The sequence below is a fragment of the Ruegeria sp. AP11 genome (assembly GCF_056535865.1).
The window spans coordinates 2,186,344-2,206,151 of the sequence record NZ_JBQFJB010000001.1; the positions used below are offsets into that span (position 1 = coordinate 2,186,344).

The 19,808-nt window shown below is 58.7% G+C and carries 15 protein-coding genes; 11 read left to right on the forward strand and 4 right to left on the reverse strand.

The features are described 5' to 3' along the window. Positions 1-121: 121 nt before the first annotated feature. Positions 122-1,270, reverse strand: a complete 1,149-nt coding sequence (locus tag ACR3E4_RS11115) for a peptidoglycan-binding domain-containing protein (protein WP_480534170.1) — start codon at positions 1,268-1,270, stop codon at positions 122-124. A gap of 473 nt (positions 1,271-1,743) precedes the next feature. On the opposite strand from ACR3E4_RS11115, the gene rplK reads away from it, so the two are divergent. From rplK to ACR3E4_RS11130, 3 genes are all read left to right on the forward strand, one after another. Continuing rightward, positions 1,744-2,193, forward strand: coding sequence for a 50S ribosomal protein L11 (gene rplK, locus ACR3E4_RS11120; protein ID WP_010440985.1), 450 nt, complete (start codon positions 1,744-1,746; stop codon positions 2,191-2,193). Position 2,194: 1 nt separating this feature from the next. After that, complete coding sequence (rplA, locus tag ACR3E4_RS11125) at positions 2,195-2,893, forward strand: 50S ribosomal protein L1 (RefSeq protein ID WP_480534169.1); 699 nt, start codon at positions 2,195-2,197, stop codon at positions 2,891-2,893. Between the two features lie 168 nt (positions 2,894-3,061). Continuing rightward, positions 3,062-3,931 (forward strand): hypothetical protein, encoded by an 870-nt coding sequence (locus tag ACR3E4_RS11130; protein ID WP_480534167.1) that lies wholly within the window; start codon positions 3,062-3,064, stop codon positions 3,929-3,931. Positions 3,932-3,938: 7 nt separating this feature from the next. Here the strand turns inward: ACR3E4_RS11130 and ACR3E4_RS11135 are convergent, their stop codons facing one another. Then, entirely contained in the window at positions 3,939-4,904 is a 966-nt protein-coding gene (locus tag ACR3E4_RS11135; RefSeq protein ID WP_480534165.1) for an aminoglycoside phosphotransferase family protein, read from the reverse strand. Between the two features lie 213 nt (positions 4,905-5,117). Here ACR3E4_RS11135 and ACR3E4_RS11140 point away from each other — a divergent pair, with 213 nt between their 5' ends. The 5 genes from ACR3E4_RS11140 (at position 5,118) to rpoC (ending at position 16,182) form a co-directional block, all read left to right on the forward strand. Further along, complete coding sequence (locus ACR3E4_RS11140; protein ID WP_480534163.1) at positions 5,118-6,197, forward strand: Hint domain-containing protein; 1,080 nt, start codon at positions 5,118-5,120, stop codon at positions 6,195-6,197. 302 nt (positions 6,198-6,499) lie between these two features. Further along, a complete protein-coding gene (gene rplJ / locus ACR3E4_RS11145; RefSeq protein ID WP_298387143.1) occupies positions 6,500-7,018 on the forward strand; it encodes a 50S ribosomal protein L10 in 519 nt (172 codons plus the stop codon). Positions 7,019-7,097: 79 nt separating this feature from the next. Continuing rightward, positions 7,098-7,472: a 50S ribosomal protein L7/L12 gene (gene rplL / locus ACR3E4_RS11150; protein WP_037314964.1), complete on the forward strand. Its 375-nt coding sequence runs from the start codon at positions 7,098-7,100 to the stop codon at positions 7,470-7,472. Positions 7,473-7,722: 250 nt separating this feature from the next. Next, entirely contained in the window at positions 7,723-11,859 is a 4,137-nt protein-coding gene (rpoB, locus tag ACR3E4_RS11155) for a DNA-directed RNA polymerase subunit beta (RefSeq protein ID WP_480534161.1), read from the forward strand. 81 nt (positions 11,860-11,940) lie between these two features. Then, complete coding sequence (gene rpoC / locus ACR3E4_RS11160; RefSeq protein ID WP_480534159.1) at positions 11,941-16,182, forward strand: DNA-directed RNA polymerase subunit beta'; 4,242 nt, start codon at positions 11,941-11,943, stop codon at positions 16,180-16,182. Between the two features lie 146 nt (positions 16,183-16,328). On the opposite strand, the gene fosX is transcribed toward rpoC, so the two are convergent. After that, positions 16,329-16,733: a FosX/FosE/FosI family fosfomycin resistance hydrolase gene (fosX, locus tag ACR3E4_RS11165; protein ID WP_480534157.1), complete on the reverse strand. Its 405-nt coding sequence runs from the start codon at positions 16,731-16,733 to the stop codon at positions 16,329-16,331. Positions 16,734-16,881: 148 nt separating this feature from the next. Between fosX and ACR3E4_RS11170 the strand changes: the two genes are divergently transcribed. Next, positions 16,882-17,751 carry a DMT family transporter gene (locus ACR3E4_RS11170; RefSeq protein ID WP_480534155.1) on the forward strand — a complete coding sequence of 290 codons (870 nt, stop codon included), beginning with the start codon at positions 16,882-16,884 and terminating at the stop codon, positions 17,749-17,751. Here ACR3E4_RS11170 and ACR3E4_RS11175 read toward each other — a convergent pair. Continuing rightward, positions 17,736-18,551 carry a putative rhamnosyl transferase gene (locus tag ACR3E4_RS11175; protein WP_480534153.1) on the reverse strand — a complete coding sequence of 272 codons (816 nt, stop codon included), beginning with the start codon at positions 18,549-18,551 and terminating at the stop codon, positions 17,736-17,738. The genes ACR3E4_RS11170 and ACR3E4_RS11175 overlap by 16 nt on opposite strands. A 397-nt stretch (positions 18,552-18,948) precedes the next feature. Between ACR3E4_RS11175 and rpsL the strand changes: the two genes are divergently transcribed. Both rpsL and rpsG read left to right on the forward strand, forming a co-directional pair. After that, entirely contained in the window at positions 18,949-19,320 is a 372-nt protein-coding gene (rpsL, locus tag ACR3E4_RS11180; RefSeq protein WP_005621086.1) for a 30S ribosomal protein S12, read from the forward strand. 15 nt (positions 19,321-19,335) lie between these two features. Further along, positions 19,336-19,806 (forward strand): 30S ribosomal protein S7, encoded by a 471-nt coding sequence (gene rpsG / locus ACR3E4_RS11185; RefSeq protein WP_039529242.1) that lies wholly within the window; start codon positions 19,336-19,338, stop codon positions 19,804-19,806. Positions 19,807-19,808 lie beyond the last annotated feature (2 nt).

Genomic DNA, 19,808 nt, shown 5'->3' on the forward strand with positions numbered 1-19,808 from the left:
GCTGCAAGTCTGGCGCCGATTATAGTCCGGTTCATCGCGAAAAACACAACGCCGCGATGCAACACGCACCGCGGCGTTCTAAATCGACCTTTCCGGGGTCAATACAGCTTGGCGCGTCGCCCTATTGCGCTTGAACCATGGCCGCGCGCAACAGTTGCGGGCGATCCGACTGGGACGGCAGGAAGACGGCAGGCGATCCGGCATCCAATGCCGAAAGGCTCGCATCGTACCACTGCGTTGCAAGGTCACGGCGTTTCTGCACGCCGAAGCCTTCGCGCAGGTGATGACCGATCAGCTCTCCATAGGCGGGTTCGCCCATCGCGACCAGCATCAGCGCTGAACCTACTGCGGTGTCCATGTTGTCCTGACGGTAGCCCATGGACAGGCAGACCTTGCTCGTCGCCGCCAGATCTGCAGGGCTCAGCCCGGACTCCAGCGCCAGTTTGCGGACCTGAGATTCAGCCTCTGTTTTTGAAGTGATCGACAGGGCGTCGACTTGCGGTGCCAGCATCTCGCCATACGAATCGCATTGTGCGCTGACCTGATCCGGCGTCAGCCCCTGAATATCCTGCATCAGGTCTTCTCCGCGCGCCATCGCATAGCTGCGCGCAAGACAGAACTGTTCGCTGAGTGCAAAATCCGGGTCGGACATGTTGGACAGGGTCGTATAGCCCCCATTGGTTGATGTCTGCAGCATCACCCCGCTGCAGCGATTGGCCAGCGATGGCCCACCGGTGCCGCCAGAAAACAGGCTGGGCAAACTACTGGAAGCGGTTTCAGCTGGCTCGGGTGCAGGGGCGGCCTCAGGTTGCGGCTGAGTCACAACGGGTATGGTCGCCGGGGCCGGTGCAGTCGCTTGCGGTGCCACAGCCAGCGTTGATCCCGTTTGTATCTGCCGGCGATACTCCATCAACAGCGGTTGTCCCGCCAGTTGCGTCGAAGCCTGACCTCCGCTGGTGGCCCAGTAATAGGCCTGCATCAGGAAATCGCGCTGATAGGGTTGGAAATCATATCCGTTTACCGGATAGCCCATGGACACCTGATACCGCTCGATCGCCGAGCGGGTGCCACGGCCCACCTGACCATCGACACGACCGGCATTATATCCAAAGTAGTTGAGCGCCGTCTGGGTCTGCGCCCCTTGGGTGGTCGATGGGATGCCCGACCGGTAGGTTTGGGTGGATCTCGTTGTTGTCTGGGCCTGTTTCTTTCTCTCCTGATCCCGGCCAATCGCGTAGCCGATAACCCCACCAACGACGGCACCGCCCAAGATTTCTCCCGCGTCCGCGCGAGCGCTCTGAGGAGAGGACGTTGTGAAAGAGAGTGCGATAGCGAGCGTTACTACCAATCGAATGAACATAATTAACCTCCACTACAAATACCTGTTTTCATGGACTATAGCACAGACACGCGTGCGAATGTGGCTCAAAGGCCGGAGCTCGCTCATCTCGCCGGTTTATCCAGATATTTTAGGATCTTGCCGGGGTGTTCAGGGCGTCTGTTTCATGGCCCGCAGCTTTGGGCTCTCATCGAGTTTGGCAAAACTCAACGGGGCACGATTCGAATGCGCGTTTTCCGGCCGGGTCGACCCCTTGCCAACCCCTTCATTCCCCTATAAACGCCGCCTCTATCGTCTTCGGGCGAGATTCTCTCGTGGGAGGTTGCCGGGATCGCGATCCCGGACCGAACCACGCAACATAATCTGGGTGGAACGCGTTTCACCTAAGTTGAAAGGAAAACCAAATGGCCAAGAAGCTTGCTGGTACAATGAAGCTGCAGGTTCCTGCAGGTCAGGCGAACCCGTCGCCGCCAGTTGGTCCGGCGCTGGGTCAGCGCGGCATCAACATCATGGAATTCTGCAAGGCGTTCAACGCCAAGACCGCAGACATGGAGCCCGGCGCGCCGTGCCCGACCGTGATCACCTATTATCAGGACAAGTCCTTCACCATGGACATCAAGACGCCGCCCGCGTCTTACTACCTGAAAAAAGCGGCTGGTCTGAAGCCGGTTGGCAAGCGTAACCGCCCCCGCGGCGCGGAAAACCCCGGTCGTGAGACCGTGGCAACCGTGACCTCGAAGCAGGTTCGTGAAATCGCCGAAGCCAAAATGAAAGATCTGAACGCCAACGACGTCGAAGGCGCAATGCAGATCATCCTGGGCTCGGCCCGCTCCATGGGCATCGAGGTGAAGTAAGATGGCAAAACTCGGTAAACGTACCCGCGCTGCGCGCGAAGCTGTCGCTGGCAAGGAAAACCTGTCGGTGGACGAAGCTGTTGCCCTGGTCAAAGCCAATGCAACCTCGAAATTCGACGAGACCATCGAAATCGCGATGAACCTGGGCGTTGACACCCGTCACGCTGACCAGATGGTGCGCGGCGTTGTCGGCCTGCCGAACGGCACCGGCAAAGACATGCGTGTTGCTGTTTTCGCACGTGGCCCCAAGGCGGATGAGGCGAAAGAAGCAGGCGCGGATATCGTTGGCGCAGAAGACCTGATGGAAACCATTCAGGGCGGCACCATCGATTTCGATCGCTGCATCGCCACCCCGGACATGATGCCGATCGTTGGCCGTCTGGGTAAAGTTCTGGGCCCCCGCAACCTGATGCCGAACCCCAAGGTTGGCACCGTGACCATGGACGTGAAAGCGGCCGTGGAAGCAGCCAAGGGCGGTGAAGTTCAGTTCAAGGCGGAAAAAGGCGGTGTTGTGCATGCTGGTGTTGGCAAAGCGTCGTTCGACGAAGCTAAGCTGGCCGAAAACGTCCGTGCATTCGTCTCGGCTGTTGCCAAGGCCAAGCCGTCGGGCGCAAAAGGCACCTACATGAAGAAAATCGCGCTGAGCTCGACCATGGGCCCCGGCGTGACCGTGGATGTTGCGGAAGCATCGGGCGAATAAGCCCTTCGCGACATGTCGGTAATTCGAACCCGGGCAGCACATGCTGCCTGGGTTTCTTTTGTTTGACTGCCGTGGCCTTGCAGTCGATAAGACAGCGCGAACACAACGATGCGCGACCGGCGGGCTGGCTGCGCGCAAACCATTAACGCAGGGCAAGGTGGCAAGGCAGTGACGAGCGCGGATGAAACCCTGTTTCTCGTCCGAACCAGAGGGTTCCCCGAGATGGCGCGCCTTCTGGCGACGACACTGGCGTCGGCTGGTGTCACAGTCGCCATTGTCGTGGATGAACAGGACGGCCCGGTCGACTGCGATCCGTTTCCGAAAATATCGCTTCATCAGGATGCGCTGGCGCGGCTGGGCCTGAAGGGTCTGCCCCGGATCTGGCGGTGGTTGTGCGGCGACATGTGCTATTATATTGCGTTTGACGCGATGCCTGATTTTGCCCGCTATGTACTGGTCGAGTCTGACGTTTATGTCCCTCCGGCAGGCGCGCAGGAACTGGTGCGGACGCTCTGTACCCGTCCCGAACAGGCGATTGCTGCCCAATTCGGGAAAATTGCCGGGCGCCGCAGGTATTCCGAGGCTCTGCAAAATTTTGGCCTTGATCCGCATCTGGGCTGCATCTTCCCGCTGACCGTTGTCAGCCCGCAGGTGATCGCTGCCATGAAACAGCTGCGTGCTGAGCAGCTGCAGCAATATCCCGGTGTCCGGTTGAATGACGAAGGCGTGCTGGCGGGTGCGGTGGAACGGCATGGCTTCGACTACGTACGCCTTGAGGACATCGCGCCCGAGCAGGCAGGCGCGGGTACGTTTAACACCAACCCTCCACATCTGTTCGAAGCGGTGCGGGAATTTTCCGATGAGCGCCGGTTGTTTCATCCGGTCATCCAGTTCCAGACCATTCTGGCCAGGATCGACAGCGGTGAGAAGGGCTATAGCCGACACAGATTACGCAATGTCCTGCTGACGGCGCCAAGGCCCATGCGGCGTATTCTAAGACAACGTCTGTTGGCCAAAAGTGAACGCTCATCAGAGTGAGTAAATCTCAGATCAGCGGTTCGGTGAGGGATTGCTTCAGGCGGAGCTCTAACCGGTCGGCGCGGCGTTGTTCGAATTCGCTGTATGTTTGATTCTGTTGGCGCAGCAACAGCCAGTCGCGCAGCAGACGTCCGCGGATGCAGAAGTCCAGAACATCCATATTGATGGGATGGCGGTAGCGCCGGAAAAACATCTGCTTGTTCCAGTTCAGGATGCCGCTTCGGTCGATTTCCGGCGTCTCTCCGGCCCTGAACACGTCGGCCTTGAGGAAATCGACGATATCATAGACTGCCAGCTTGTCGCGCGCCTCGGTGAAATCCAACCCGATTGCCGCGCCATGGCCCAGGATCAGGTTCATCCCGTGAAAATCGCCGTGTGAAAACACCTCAAGATCGGGCTGACCCCTGAGATGGGTCGCATCGGCGCGCATGATATTCATCATACGCTGATAATCGGGCCGGATGTCGGGAAGGATGGTGGCGGACGAGTCGCGAATACGCTCCATCATCCATTGCGGCCAGAAAGGTTGTTGCCTGGCCGGTCGATAGTTGTGCAGGTCCTGCAACCAGGCACCCGCCCGGCGATAGACCTGCGCGACCTGCTTGTCGTCGGTGCTGTTGTAGATCACATCAACAGCGGTGGGCCGGTCGATAAACTCGGTGACCAGAAACATCGCGCTTGGGGACAGGTAAACCGGTCGCACAACACGCGTCGGGCCATTCCCTGCCAGGTGAGAATGAAGCTGACTTAATATGCGAAACTCATCGACCAGCCGCCCGGTTCTGGGCGATTGGGTGTCGATCTTCAGGGCGTAACCTTGCTGTGCCGTTTCAACCTTCATGACCCAGCGCGAGTCGGGGAAGTCGTGCGACCGGTAGATGCGCTCAGCGGTCAGGATCGGATCACCCGGAATCTGGCGGGTGAACTCGGCCACCAGAGTATCGGCAAGTTCATCTGAGTTGAGCGCAGTCACGGAGCGGCGGCTTCTTCCTTAAGACCGTTTGGCGGCACCGCATCCGGGTCCGGCGCGTGTGTCAATTTCCCGGTCTTGCCAAAACAGGTTGCAATTCGTTGTACTGGAAAAATTTACAATCAAAAGATACGAATTGAGTGTGGATGCCGGGATGTTGCAAAAGGCAGCAATGATCTTTACGCCACCCGGGTTTTTATAAAGGACATCTGAGCCATGCCGTTGGAGCAGTTCAATCTGGATGCGTTTTTGCTGGGAACCGGCACCGCCGAGGGATTTGCCGGTTCGACGGTCGATCTGTCGACCTTTGATCGCGATACCTATCAGTGGCAGAACGACACGGATAACGGCAACAACATCCTTGATCTGGATTTTGACGGCAACAATGACACCACCCAGCCTACTGCTGATGAGGGTGTTCTGGTCAACGGGACGTTGCAGCAAGTTGAGACCAGCGGGGCCTATCGAAACTCGACCATCACGTTTTCCGACGGGCAGAGTTTCAACGTCCAGATCATAACCGCCGAGTTGGATGACGGGACTGTTCTGGCATTTTTTCGGGATGGAAACATCGCCGATTTCATCGCTGCCGGATATGATTTCAACGACATCACAAGCATTACGCTTGGCAACTTCCGGCCCAACAACGCGCGGAACCCGTCGAATTTCGATGGTGAGTTTCCGGTCTGCTTTCTGCGCGGTACGTTGATTGAAACCGATCAGGGCCCGCGCGCTGTCGAGGATCTGCAGATTGGGGATCGTGTGCGCACGCGTGATCGCGGGTTTCAGCCGGTCCGCTGGATTGGCAGCCGGGAACTGACAAAGGGCGAGCTTGCCGCCATGTGCAACGCCTACCCTGTTCGCATCGACACAGGTGCATTGGGTAACGGCCTGCCAAAACGTCCGCTGACTGTCTCGCCTCAGCACCGGGTTCTGGCGAACTCAACGATTGTGCAGCGGATGTTTGGCGAGGACGCGGTGCTTGTGGCTGCCAAACACTTGATAGACCTGTCCGGAATAGACGAATGTCGCGACAATGATCTGGTGGAATACTGGCATTTCATGTTCGACCGCCACGAGATCGTCTTTGCAGAAGGGGCCGAGGTTGAAAGCTTCTATGCCGGGCCACAAGCTTTGAAATCGCTGTCTGATGCCAGCCGGGAAGAAATTCTGACCTTGTTTCCCGAGCTACAGAGGGCGGACCCGCCCATTCCGGCGGCTTATCTGGTCGGTGGACGCCGGGGCGGATCGATGGCGCGGCGTCATGCAAGCAACGCCAAACCCCTTTTGTCATAAGGCGCGCTAAATCGCGCGAGTGTGTAATTTACCCCTTGGAAACCCCGGTCGTCTGCCCTAAGTAGGGCTGCGGAATAAAGCGTGCGATTCGTCGTGCGCTTTATTTCGTTTCGTCCAAGACGGTGGGTGGGTCCATACGGCCCCTTAATTCCCTGCCTGAGACGGGTAAGACCAAAGAATTCTGAGGGTCCCACCCTCGGGCGAATTTTGGCCCATCCCGTAACAACGGACCTGAACGCCGGAGCGCAAGCTGCGGCAAATATGAGCCGGGGTGAGATATCGCCCCTAACTTGGAGAGAACTGTGGATAGAGCCCAGAAAGAGAAAGTGGTCGAGGAACTCGGCCAAATCTTCGAAAGCTCTGGCGTCGTAGTGGTTGCTCACTACGCCGGTCTGACAGTTGCCGAGATGCAGGACCTTCGCGCACGTGCTCGTGACGCGGGTGGTGCCGTGCGTGTTGCCAAGAACAGGCTCGCCAAAATCGCCCTCGAGGGTAAGCCGTGTGAAAGCATGGCCGACCTGCTGACAGGGATGACCGTTCTGACCTATTCCGAGGACCCCGTGGCAGCAGCCAAGGTGGCCGAGGACTTCGCCAAGGATAACAAAAACTTTGAAATCCTCGGCGGTGCTATGGGCGAGAACGCTCTGGACCGCAAAGGCGTCGAAACAGTTTCGAAAATGCCGTCTCGTGAAGAGCTTATTGCTTCGATCGCTGGCTGCATTGGCGCACCTGCTTCGAACATCGCCGGCGCGATTGGCGCACCTGCAAGCAACATCGCAAGCATCCTTTCCACCATCGAAGAGAAGGCGGAAGCTGCGTAAGCGGTTGGCACTGAATGATCTGCGTAGGGGATTGCCCCTGACGTTGGAACACACACTGTAAACGGAAAGAGCTGATAAAATGGCTGATCTGAAAGCACTCGCAGAAAGCATCGTGGGTCTGACCCTGCTGGAAGCACAGGAACTGAAAACCATCCTCAAAGACGAATATGGCATCGAGCCCGCAGCAGGCGGCGCGGTTGTCATGGCAGCCGGTGGCGACGCCGGTGGCGCAGCCGAGGAAGAGAAAACCGAATTCGACGTCGTTCTGAAGAACGCCGGCGCTTCGAAAATCAACGTGATCAAAGAAGTTCGCGGCATCACCGGTCTGGGCCTGAAAGAAGCCAAAGAGCTGGTCGAAGCTGGCGGCAAGATCAAAGAAGGCGTGTCGAAAGACGAAGCCGAAGAAGTCAAAGGCAAGCTGGAAGCAGCTGGCGCCGAAGTCGAGCTGGCCTAAGCCAATCGACTGGCGCATCGCTGATGTGCCTGAAAATTTGGCTGGGTCCGGAGAAATCCGGGTCCAGCCGAACCTGTCTTAGAAAGGGCCTCAATCAAGGGGGCGTTTTCTAAGACACGGTTTTCGGATCGGGAGGCCGCCTTCGGGACGGTGGCCACGAATTGATCCGGACGTGTTGTCTCGATTGTGCAAGATGCCGGGGCCCGACGGTGTCTTTGCCCGCTGAGAACATCGAAAGGTGACATCTGACATGGCTCAAACGTTCCTTGGCCAGAAACGTCTTCGTAAATATTACGGCAAAATCCGCGAAGTGCTGGAGATGCCGAACCTCATTGAGGTGCAGAAATCTTCTTATGACCTTTTCCTGCGCTCCGGCGATGCAGAACAGCCCGCTGACGGCGAAGGCATCAAAGGTGTGTTCCAGTCGGTTTTCCCGATCAAGGATTTCAACGAAACCTCCGTTCTGGAGTTCGTGAAATACGATCTGGAAAAACCGAAATATGACGTCGAAGAGTGCATGCAGCGCGACATGACCTACAGCGCGCCGCTGAAGGTCACTCTGCGTCTGATCGTGTTTGATGTCGATGAGGACACCGGCGCCAAATCGGTCAAGGACATCAAGGAACAGGACGTGTTCATGGGCGATATGCCCCTGATGACACCGAACGGCACGTTCATCGTGAACGGCACCGAGCGCGTGATCGTGTCCCAGATGCACCGCTCGCCCGGTGTATTCTTTGACCACGACAAGGGCAAGACCCATTCCTCGGGTAAGCTGCTGTTTGCCTGCCGCATCATCCCGTATCGCGGCAGCTGGCTGGACTTTGAGTTCGACGCCAAGGACATCGTGTTCGCCCGAATCGACCGTCGCCGTAAACTGCCTGTGACAACCCTGCTATACGCACTGGGTCTGGATCAGGAAGCGATCATGGACGCGTATTACAACACCGTGTCCTACAAGCTGGACAAGAAGAAAGGCTGGGTTACGCCATTCTTCCCCGAGCGTGTGCGCGGCACCCGTCCGACATACGATCTGATCGACGCCAAATCGGGTGAAGTGATTGCCGAAGCAGGCAAGAAAGTCACCCCGCGCGCGGTCAAGAAGCTGATCGACGAAGGCAATGTCACCGACCTGCTGGTGCCCTTCGATAACATCGTCGGCAAATATGTCGCCAAGGACATCATCAACGAAGAAACCGGCGCGATCTATGTCGAGGCCGGTGATGAGCTGACGCTGGAATACGACAAGGACGGCGACCTGATCGGCGGCACCGTCAAGGACCTGATCGATGCGGGTATCACCGACATCCCGGTTCTGGACATCGACAACGTCAACGTTGGTCCCTACATGCGCAACACCATGGCTCAGGACAAGAACCTGAACCGTGAAAGCGCGCTGATGGACATCTACCGCGTGATGCGCCCGGGCGAGCCGCCCACCGTCGAAGCGGCCTCGGCCCTGTTCGACACCCTGTTCTTCGACAGCGAGCGTTATGACCTGTCCGCTGTTGGCCGCGTGAAGATGAACATGCGTCTGGCTCTGGACGCGCCGGACACCCTGCGCACGCTGCGCCGCGAAGACATCGTGGCCTGCATCAAGGCGCTGGTGGAACTGCGTGACGGCAAGGGCGACGTGGACGATATCGACCACCTCGGCAACCGTCGAGTGCGTTCGGTCGGTGAACTGATGGAGAACCAGTACCGCGTTGGCCTGCTGCGCATGGAGCGCGCGATCAAAGAGCGTATGTCGTCGGTCGAGATCGACACCGTCATGCCTCAGGATCTGATCAACGCGAAACCTGCTGCGGCCGCTGTTCGCGAATTCTTCGGCTCATCACAGCTGTCGCAGTTCATGGACCAGACCAACCCGCTGTCGGAAGTCACCCACAAACGCCGTCTCTCGGCGCTTGGCCCCGGTGGTCTGACACGTGAGCGTGCGGGCTTTGAGGTTCGCGACGTGCACCCGACCCACTATGGCCGGATGTGCCCGATTGAAACGCCGGAAGGTCCGAACATCGGTCTGATCAACTCGCTGGCCACCTTCGCCCGCGTGAACAAGTATGGCTTCATCGAAACACCGTATCGCGTCGTCAAGGACGCCGAGGTGACCGATGAGGTTCACTACATGTCCGCGACCGAGGAAATGCGTCACACCGTGGCGCAGGCGAACGCGACTCTGGACGCTGATGGCAAGTTCATCAACGATCTGGTGTCGACCCGTCAGGCCGGTGACTACACTCTGGCTCCGCGCGAGAATGTGGACCTGATCGACGTATCTCCGAAACAGCTGGTATCGGTCGCTGCATCGCTGATCCCGTTCCTTGAAAATGACGACGCCAACCGCGCTCTGATGGGCTCGAACATGCAACGTCAGGCGGTTCCGCTGCTGCGGGCCGAGGCACCGCTGGTCGGCACCGGGATCGAGGAAAAGGTTGCGATCGACTCGGGCGCTGCGATTCAGGCGAAACGCGCCGGTATCATCGACCAGGTCGATGCCCAGCGTATCGTTATCCGCGCCACCGAGGATCTGGAACTGGGTGACGCTGGCGTTGACATCTATCGTCTGCGCAAATTCCAGCGGTCGAACCAGAACACCTGCATCAACCAGCGTCCGCTGATCAAGGTGGGTGACACCGTCCAGAAGGGTGAAGTCATTGCCGACGGTCCGTCGACCGATATGGGTGAACTGGCCCTTGGTAAGAACGTGGTCGTCGCGTTCATGCCATGGAACGGTTACAACTACGAAGACTCGATCCTGATCTCGGAACGTATCGCGCGTGACGACGTCTTTACCTCGGTCCATATCGAGGAGTTTGAAGTCGCCGCCCGTGATACCAAGCTGGGCCCGGAAGAGATCACCCGCGACATCCCGAACGTCGGTGAAGAAGCGCTGCGCAACCTCGACGAGGCGGGCATCGTTTACATCGGTGCGGATGTTGAGCCGGGCGATATTCTGGTCGGCAAGATCACTCCGAAGGGCGAAAGCCCGATGACCCCGGAAGAAAAGCTGCTGCGCGCCATCTTTGGTGAGAAAGCATCTGACGTGCGCGACACCTCGCTGCGCGTGAAGCCGGGCGATTACGGTACGGTCGTTGAGGTTCGTGTCTTCAACCGTCACGGCGTCGAGAAAGACGAGCGTGCGCTGCAGATCGAGCGTGAGGAAGTCGAACGTCTGGCCCGCGACCGGGACGACGAGCTGGCGATCCTTGACCGCAACATCTATGCGCGTCTGCAGGGCCTGATCCTGGGTAAAACCGCTGTCAAAGGCCCGAAGGGCGTCAAGGCGGGGTCGGTGATCACCGAGGAACTGCTGGAAACCCTGACCCGTGGTCAGTGGTGGCAGCTGGCGCTGGAAGGTGAGCAGGACGCACAGATCGTTGAGGCTCTGAACGAGCAGTACGAAGTGCAAAAGCGTGCTCTGGACGCCCGTTTCGAAGACAAGGTCGAGAAGGTCCGCCGTGGCGACGACCTGCCGCCGGGTGTGATGAAGATGGTCAAAGTCTTCATCGCTGTGAAGCGTAAGCTGCAGCCGGGCGACAAGATGGCCGGTCGTCACGGGAACAAAGGTGTGATCTCCAAGGTTGTTCCGATGGAAGACATGCCGTTCCTGGCCGATGGTACGCCGGTTGACTTCTGTCTGAACCCGCTGGGCGTGCCTTCGCGTATGAACGTTGGTCAGATTCTTGAAACCCACATGGGTTGGGCCGCACGCGGTCTGGGTCTGAACATCGACGACGCTCTGGGTGAATACCGCCGTTCCGGCGATCTGACTCCGGTGCGCGAAGCGATGAAGCTGGCCTATGGCGAGGATGTCTACGAAGAAGGCATCACCGGTCTGGACGAGGATGGCCTGATCGAGGCTGCGGGCAACGTGACCCGCGGTGTTCCGATCGCCACCCCGGTCTTTGACGGAGCCAAAGAGGCTGACGTCAACGACGCGCTGGTGCGTGCGGGCTTCTCGGAAAGCGGTCAGTCGGTTCTGTTCGATGGTCGCACTGGTGAGCAATTTGCACGTCCGGTGACCGTGGGCATCAAGTACCTGCTGAAACTGCACCACCTGGTGGATGACAAGATCCACGCGCGTTCGACCGGGCCCTACAGCCTGGTGACCCAGCAGCCGCTGGGTGGTAAGGCGCAGTTCGGTGGTCAGCGCTTTGGTGAGATGGAGGTCTGGGCTCTGGAAGCTTACGGCGCCGCCTACACCCTGCAGGAGATGCTCACCGTGAAATCGGATGACGTCGCCGGCCGGACCAAGGTCTATGAGTCGATCGTCAAGGGCGAGGATAACTTTGAAGCGGGCGTACCGGAATCGTTCAACGTTCTGGTTAAAGAAGTCCGTGGCCTCGGCCTGAATATGGAACTCCTGGATGCGGAGGTTGAGGAATAAGAATTTTGAAAAAATTCTTGGGCGGAAACTTTTGAAGTTTCCGCTCACCTCTCCCCCCTTCCGCAAGATTTGAGGTAACAAATGAACCAGGAAATCACCAACAACCCGTTCAACCCGCTGACGCCCCCGAAGGTTTTCGACGAGATCAAGGTCTCGTTGGCGTCGCCCGAGCGGATCCTGTCTTGGTCCTATGGCGAGATCAAGAAACCCGAAACCATCAACTACCGGACGTTCAAGCCCGAGCGTGACGGTCTGTTCTGCGCGCGTATCTTTGGCCCGATCAAAGATTATGAATGTCTGTGCGGCAAATATAAGCGGATGAAGTATCGCGGCGTTGTCTGCGAAAAGTGTGGCGTGGAAGTCACCCTGCAGAAAGTCCGCCGCGAGCGTATGGGCCATATCGAACTGGCCGCGCCTGTCGCGCATATCTGGTTCCTGAAATCGCTGCCGTCCCGCATCGGTCTGATGCTGGACATGACGCTGCGCGATCTGGAACGCGTTCTGTACTTCGAAAACTACGTCGTCATCGAGCCCGGTCTGACCGACCTGACCTATGGCCAGATGCTGACCGAAGAAGAGTACATGGACGCGCAGGATGCCTATGGCATGGACGCGTTCACCGCGAATATCGGTGCCGAAGCCATCCGCGAGATGCTGGCCCAGATCGATCTGGAAGCCGAAGCCGAGCAGCTGCGCGCTGATCTGGCCGAAGCAACCGGCGAGCTGAAGCCCAAGAAGATCATCAAGCGTCTGAAGGTTGTTGAATCCTTCCTCGAGTCGGGCAACCGGCCCGAGTGGATGGTGATGACCGTGATCCCGGTCATTCCGCCGGAACTACGCCCGCTGGTTCCGCTGGATGGCGGCCGTTTCGCGACCTCGGATCTGAACGATCTGTATCGCCGCGTCATCAACCGGAACAACCGTCTGAAGCGTCTGATCGAACTGCGCGCGCCTGACATCATCGTCCGCAACGAAAAGCGGATGCTGCAGGAATCCGTTGACGCTCTGTTCGACAACGGCCGTCGTGGCCGCGTGATCACCGGCGCCAACAAGCGTCCGCTGAAATCGCTGTCGGACATGCTGAAAGGTAAGCAGGGCCGCTTCCGTCAGAACCTTCTTGGTAAGCGCGTCGACTTCTCGGGCCGTTCGGTCATCGTGACCGGTCCGGAACTCAAGCTGCATCAGTGTGGTCTGCCCAAGAAGATGGCGTTGGAGCTGTTCAAGCCGTTCATCTACTCGCGCCTTGAAGCCAAGGGTCTGTCTTCGACCGTGAAACAGGCGAAGAAACTGGTCGAGAAAGAGCGCCCCGAAGTGTGGGATATCCTCGACGAGGTGATCCGCGAACACCCTGTCATGCTGAACCGTGCGCCGACGCTGCACCGTCTTGGTATTCAGGCGTTCGAGCCGGTCCTGATCGAAGGTAAGGCGATCCAGCTGCACCCGCTGGTCTGCTCGGCCTTTAATGCCGACTTCGACGGTGACCAGATGGCCGTTCACGTGCCGCTGAGCCTTGAGGCCCAGCTGGAAGCCCGTGTTCTGATGATGTCGACGAACAACGTTCTGTCGCCCGCAAACGGCGCGCCGATCATCGTTCCGTCGCAGGATATGATCCTGGGTCTGTACTATGTATCGCTGGAACGTGCCGGCATGCCGGGCGAAGGCAAGGTCTTTGGCTCGATCGACGAAGTGCAGCACGCGCTGGACGCCGGTGAAGTGCACCTGCACACCAAGATCACCGCGCGGATCACGCAGATCGATGACGAAGGCAACGAAGTTCAGAAGCGCTATGAAACCACTCCGGGCCGTCTGCGTCTGGGTGCGTTGCTGCCGATGAACAACAAGGCGCCGTTCGAGCTGGTCAACCGCCTGCTGCGGAAGAAAGAAGTGCAGCAGGTCATCGACACCGTCTACCGTTACTGCGGTCAGAAAGAGTCGGTCATCTTCTGTGACCAGATCATGTCGATGGGCTTCAAGGAAGCGTTCAAGGCGGGCATCTCGTTCGGCAAGGACGACATGGTCATTCCGGATGATAAGTGGGGCATCGTCGATGACACCCGCGGTCAGGTGAAGGACTTTGAACAGCAGTACATGGACGGCCTGATCACTCAGGGCGAAAAGTACAACAAAGTTGTCGATGCCTGGTCGAAGTGTAACGACCGCGTCACCGAGGCGATGATGAGCACCATCTCGGACGTTGCCAAGGCCGAAGACGGGTCTGACATGGAGCCGAACTCGGTCTACATGATGGCCCACTCCGGTGCGCGTGGCTCGGTCACTCAGATGAAACAGCTGGGCGGTATGCGCGGACTGATGGCCAAGCCGAACGGTGACATCATCGAAACGCCGATCATCTCGAACTTCAAGGAAGGTCTGACCGTTCTCGAGTACTTCAACTCGACCCACGGTGCCCGTAAGGGTCTGTCGGATACCGCTCTGAAGACGGCGAACTCGGGTTATCTGACCCGTCGTCTGGTGGACGTGGCACAGGACTGCATCGTGCGTGAGATCGACTGTGGTACCGAGCGTGCGATCACGGCCGAAGCCGCCGTGAACGACGGTGAGGTTGTCGCCTCGCTGGCCGAACGTGTGCTGGGTCGTGTGGCGGCTGACGATGTGCTGCGTCCGGGTACGGACGAGGTTCTGGTCGCCGCCGGTCAACTGATCGACGAACGTATGGCCGACACCATCGATGAGGCCGGTGTTGCCTCGATGCGCATCCGCTCGCCTCTGACCTGTGAATCCGAGGAAGGCGTCTGTGCAACCTGCTACGGTCGTGACCTTGCGCGTGGTACCATGGTGAACACGGGTGAAGCTGTCGGCATCATCGCCGCCCAGTCCATCGGTGAACCTGGTACGCAGCTGACCATGCGGACCTTCCACATCGGTGGCGTTGCGCAGGGTGGTCAGCAGTCGTTCCAGGAAGCCAGCCAGGAAGGCGTTGTATCCTTCGAGAACCCGCAGATCCTGGTCAATGCCGCAGGCGAAAGTCTGGTCATGGGCCGGAACATGAAGCTGGTGATCAGCGACGAACATGGCGAAGAGCGTGCCAGCCACAAGCTGGGCTATGGCTCCAAGCTGTTCGTCAAGGACGGCACCAAGGTGGCCCGTGGCGACAAGCTGTTCGAATGGGATCCCTACACCCTGCCGATCATCGCCGAGAAAGCCGGTACTGCGAAGTATGTCGACCTCGTTTCGGGCCTTGCTGTCCGCGACGAGACCGACGATGCAACCGGCATGACCCAGAAGATAGTGATCGACTGGCGCGCGGCCCCCAAAGGCAGCGACCTCAAGCCCGAGATCATTCTGGTCGGCGAAGATGGCGAGCCGGTCCGCAACGATGCGGGCAACCCGGTTCACTATCCGATGTCGGTGGATGCGATCCTGTCGGTCGAAGATGGTCAGACCATCGAAGCCGGTGACGTTGTTGCGCGTATCCCGCGTGAAGGCGCCAAGACCAAGGACATCACCGGTGGTCTGCCGCGTGTGGCCGAACTGTTCGAAGCGCGTCGTCCGAAAGATCACGCGATCATCGCAGAAGCCGATGGTTACGTGCGCTTTGGCCGCGACTACAAGAACAAGCGCCGCATCAGCATCGAACCGGCTGACGAGTCCATGGAGACCATCGAATACATGGTGCCCAAGGGCAAGCACATCCCGGTCGCCGAAGGGGACTTCATCCAGAAGGGTGAATACCTGATGGACGGTAACCCGGCACCGCATGACATCCTGTCCATCATGGGTGTCGAAGCGCTGGCGGATTACATGATCGACGAGGTGCAGGACGTTTACCGCCTGCAGGGCGTTAAGATCAACGACAAGCACATCGAGGTCATCGTGCGCCAGATGCTGCAGAAGTGGGAGATCCTGGATTCAGGCGACACCACCCTGCTGAAAGGCGAACATGTCGACAAGCAGGAGTTCGACGCAGCCAACGAGAAGACCATCTCGCGTGGCGGTCGTCCGGCTCAAGGCGAGCCGATCCTTCTGGGGATCACCAAAGCTTCGCTGCAGACGCGTTCGTTCATCTCGGCGGCCTCGTTCCAGGAAACCACCCGCGTGCTGACCGAAGCTTCCGTTCAGGGCAAGAAAGACAAGCTGGTGGGCCTGAAAGAGAACGTCATCGTTGGTCGCCTGATCCCCGCCGGTACCGGTGGTGCGACTCAGGCCGTCCGCCACATCGCGCAGTCGCGTGACAACGTCGTCATCGAAGCCCGCCGGGAAGAAGCCGAGGCCGCCGCTGCGCTGGCTGCGCCGACCTTCGACGACGACATGGTCGGTGACGAGCTGGACGTTCTGGTGGAAACCCCGGAAAGCCGCGAATAAGCACCGCAAAATGATCTGAAAGGCCCCGCAATTTGCGGGGCCTTTTTCGTTTCAGACTGGTCGTGCATTGCGCACCGTGAAGCGACCGGTTTCTTGAAAAGAAACCGCCCCTGAAACTTTCAAAGTTTCAGGCCCTCGTATCGCTCTTAGCCCTCAGAATAACGCGTCAATCGCTCTTGCAGCGTACCGCTGTGCAATTCGAACAAGTGGTTGTCGTGGTCGTGGAAATAGATCGAGTGACCCTCACCCGGAACGCGCGACCGGTCTTCGCGCAGGTCAAGACCCAACGACCGGATGCGCTGCAACCTGTCGTCATATTCATCCGGCCCCATCTTGAACGCGACGTGGTTATAGGTTCTCTCGGCTAGCGGGTCGCCCTCCATGATCGCAACCCAGACGCCACCGATATCGAAGAACCGTTCTTTCGAAATCGAGAAAGTCCGATCGCCGCTGTCATAGATATTTCGGGCATCCAGAACCGTGGTCAGCACCTCTTCCATTTTGTCGAGATCGCTGGTGATGAATGTAATGTGGCTCAGGCCTTCGATCACGGTGCACCTCATGGAAATTGCGGAAATTCAGAATAGCAGGGCACGGGGCAAAGTCAGCAGTTTCAGCGCATGGTGCTATTGTTGAGTTGACATTGTACGGACCTGACAGGCCAATGGTCGCAAGTATTTCAGACCGGACGATTCCAGAATGACCCCAAATGTCAAAGGCGCGCTGCTGATGATTGCCAGCATGGCGGCCTTCACCGTGAATGACACGTTGGTCAAACTTGTGTTGCAGGATTTGCCCCTGTTTCAGCTGATTGCCATCCGGGGCGTGGTCGCGACCGCTCTGATCTTTCTGCTGGCCCGCAACCTGAGCGCACTGCATCTGCGGTTTCCGCGTCACGACAAATGGTTGATCGTGCTGCGCAGCCTGTGCGAGCTGGCTGTGACCATCTCTTTCCTCACCGCGCTGAAGCAATTGCCGCTGGCCAACGTGACGGCTGTTCTGCAGGCACTGCCTTTGACGGTCACGCTGGGTGCGGCGCTGTTCTTCTCGGAGACCATCGGATGGCGCAGGATGGTCGCCATTGCGCTTGGCTTTGCGGGGATGCTGCTGATCGTACGGCCCGGCCCGGAAGGGTTCAGCATCTATTCGTTCTATGCACTGGCGGCAGTTGCCTCGATCACGGCGCGGGATCTCATCACCCGACGTTTGTCGGCCGAGGTTCCGTCCATGGTCGTGACATTGGCCACGTCCCTGACGATCACCATAGCAGCAGCGGTGATATCGGTGTTCGAAGGGTGGGCGCCGGTGCCGCTGGCTGCGGGGGCTTTGACGGTGTCGGCCGCTGTCTTCATCCTCTGCGGATATCTGTTCAGCGTTATGGTCATGCGCGTGGGTGAGGTGGGCTTTGTCGCCCCGTTCCGGTATTCCGGCCTGCTCTGGGCGCTGGCATTGGGATGGCTGGTGTTTGGTGAATGGCCCGACACGGTGACGATGCTGGGGGCCGCGCTGGTGGTCGGGGCAGGGCTGTTCACCTTATTCCGCGAACGGTCCGCTCAGGCCGCCGAATGAACCTGCCGGACCACAGTCTGGTCAATTGCGAACCGTGCGATGAACTCCCCCTCAAGCTCGGGCGTGAGGGCCGCGAATTCATCTGTGTTGTTCCGCGCCTGTTTGGAGTCATTAAAGCCGTTGAGCGTGCGCACCCACATGGGCGCATCCGAGTAGCTTATGACCGGCATGAAACGCCCGATCCGATGGTGCGAAAAATTCATGATCGAATGCGTGCATCCACCCGCAATATACATGCCCTGCGCCACACCCAACAGGGGCTTGTACACCTCTGAGGCGCGGATGCCCTCGGGGCCAAACCGGGCGAAGAAACCGGTGCTATAGTCGATCCCGACCGTCTGATTGTTCGCCATCAGCCCGGCACCTTCCTGCGCCGCGATGCGCAACCGTTCGACCAGATCAACGGACACGGCGTCGTCGTCGTCATGCCGGAACTGGATACAGGGCTGATCGGGGTTGGCGCGGGCTGCGTTCAGGACCGCTTTCATGACCTGACGCGGCCCCAGTTGCGTCTCAGCAGATTTTTGAATGATCCGCACCTGCCGCATCCCGGCGGTCAGATCGTGTAACCGGTCAAAGGCCTGTTTCGGTAGGCATTCTCCGATCAGGATCAGGAACTCGAAATCCTCATCGGTCTGTTCGCGGAAACAGGGCAGGGTCGAGGCTTCGAACAGCCGAAAGCGCTCTTCCAGCCGGGCCGGATTATAAAGATAGCGGCGGCGCGCTTCGACGGTGTCGTGCTCGATCTGAAACCCGCCGAGGGCCGGGTAGGAAAAGCGGCACAGGCCGATGACTTGCATGATTCACCCGTCAGGATTGGCGTGGTCGGACTATGCCTTTGCACTGTCGGGCCTGCAACCGGGCGCGCGGGCTGGAATCGTGCAGGATACGCTGATAAATCAGCACTATCCGGCCTGAGGGGCATCCGAAGCCGCGCGCTGTTGACACTTGGCCCGCAACCCCTTAATACGCGCGACATCTCGGTGCCGGGGGCCGCCCCATAACCGATTCCAGTAATGAACTGGTCAAGGCCCGGACAATTTTGCCGTTCGCGCCCTCTGATAACCAACCGCGACGTTCACCTCGGAATGGGAACGCTCGCGGATTTTGCGCTTGTGGACGCATGAGTGCAGCAAATTTAACCGCACGCAATGCGCGTGCATGTCATGTGTGTTGCAAAACGGGGAAAGAACCGGAATGCCAACTATTCAACAGCTGATCCGCAAACCGCGGCAGCCGAAAGTAAAACGCTCGAAGTCCATGCACCTTGAGCAGTGCCCGCAGAAACGCGGCGTCTGCACCCGCGTGTACACCACCACACCGAAGAAGCCGAACTCGGCGATGCGTAAGGTTGCCAAGGTGCGCCTGACCAACGGGTTCGAGGTCATCTCGTACATCCCCGGTGAAAGCCACAACCTGCAGGAACACTCGGTTGTTCTGATCCGTGGCGGCCGTGTAAAAGACCTTCCCGGTGTGCGTTACCACATCCTGCGCGGTGTTCTGGATACTCAGGGCGTCAAAGACCGTAAGCAGCGTCGTTCGAAGTACGGCGCGAAGCGTCCCAAGTAAGAAGGAGAGGCTGATATGTCACGTCGTCACGCCGCCGAAAAACGCGAAGTCCTGCCTGACGCCAAATTCGGCGACAAGGTTCTGACCAAATTCATGAACAACCTGATGATCGACGGCAAAAAGTCGGTTGCAGAGCGCATCGTCTACAACGCCTTTGACCGCGTTGAGAACAAGATCAAGCGCGCACCGGTCGAAGTGTTCCACGAAGCGCTCGACAACATCAAACCGTCGGTCGAGGTTCGCTCGCGCCGGGTTGGTGGTGCAACCTATCAGGTTCCGGTTGAAGTCCGCCCCGAGCGCCGCGAAGCACTGGCCATCCGCTGGCTGATCACCGCCGCGCGCGGCCGCAACGAAAACACCATGGAAGAGCGCCTTGCAGGCGAGCTGCTGGACGCCGTTCAGTCCCGCGGCACTGCCGTCAAGAAACGCGAAGACACCCACAAGATGGCCGAGGCGAACAAAGCCTTCAGCCATTATCGTTGGTAATC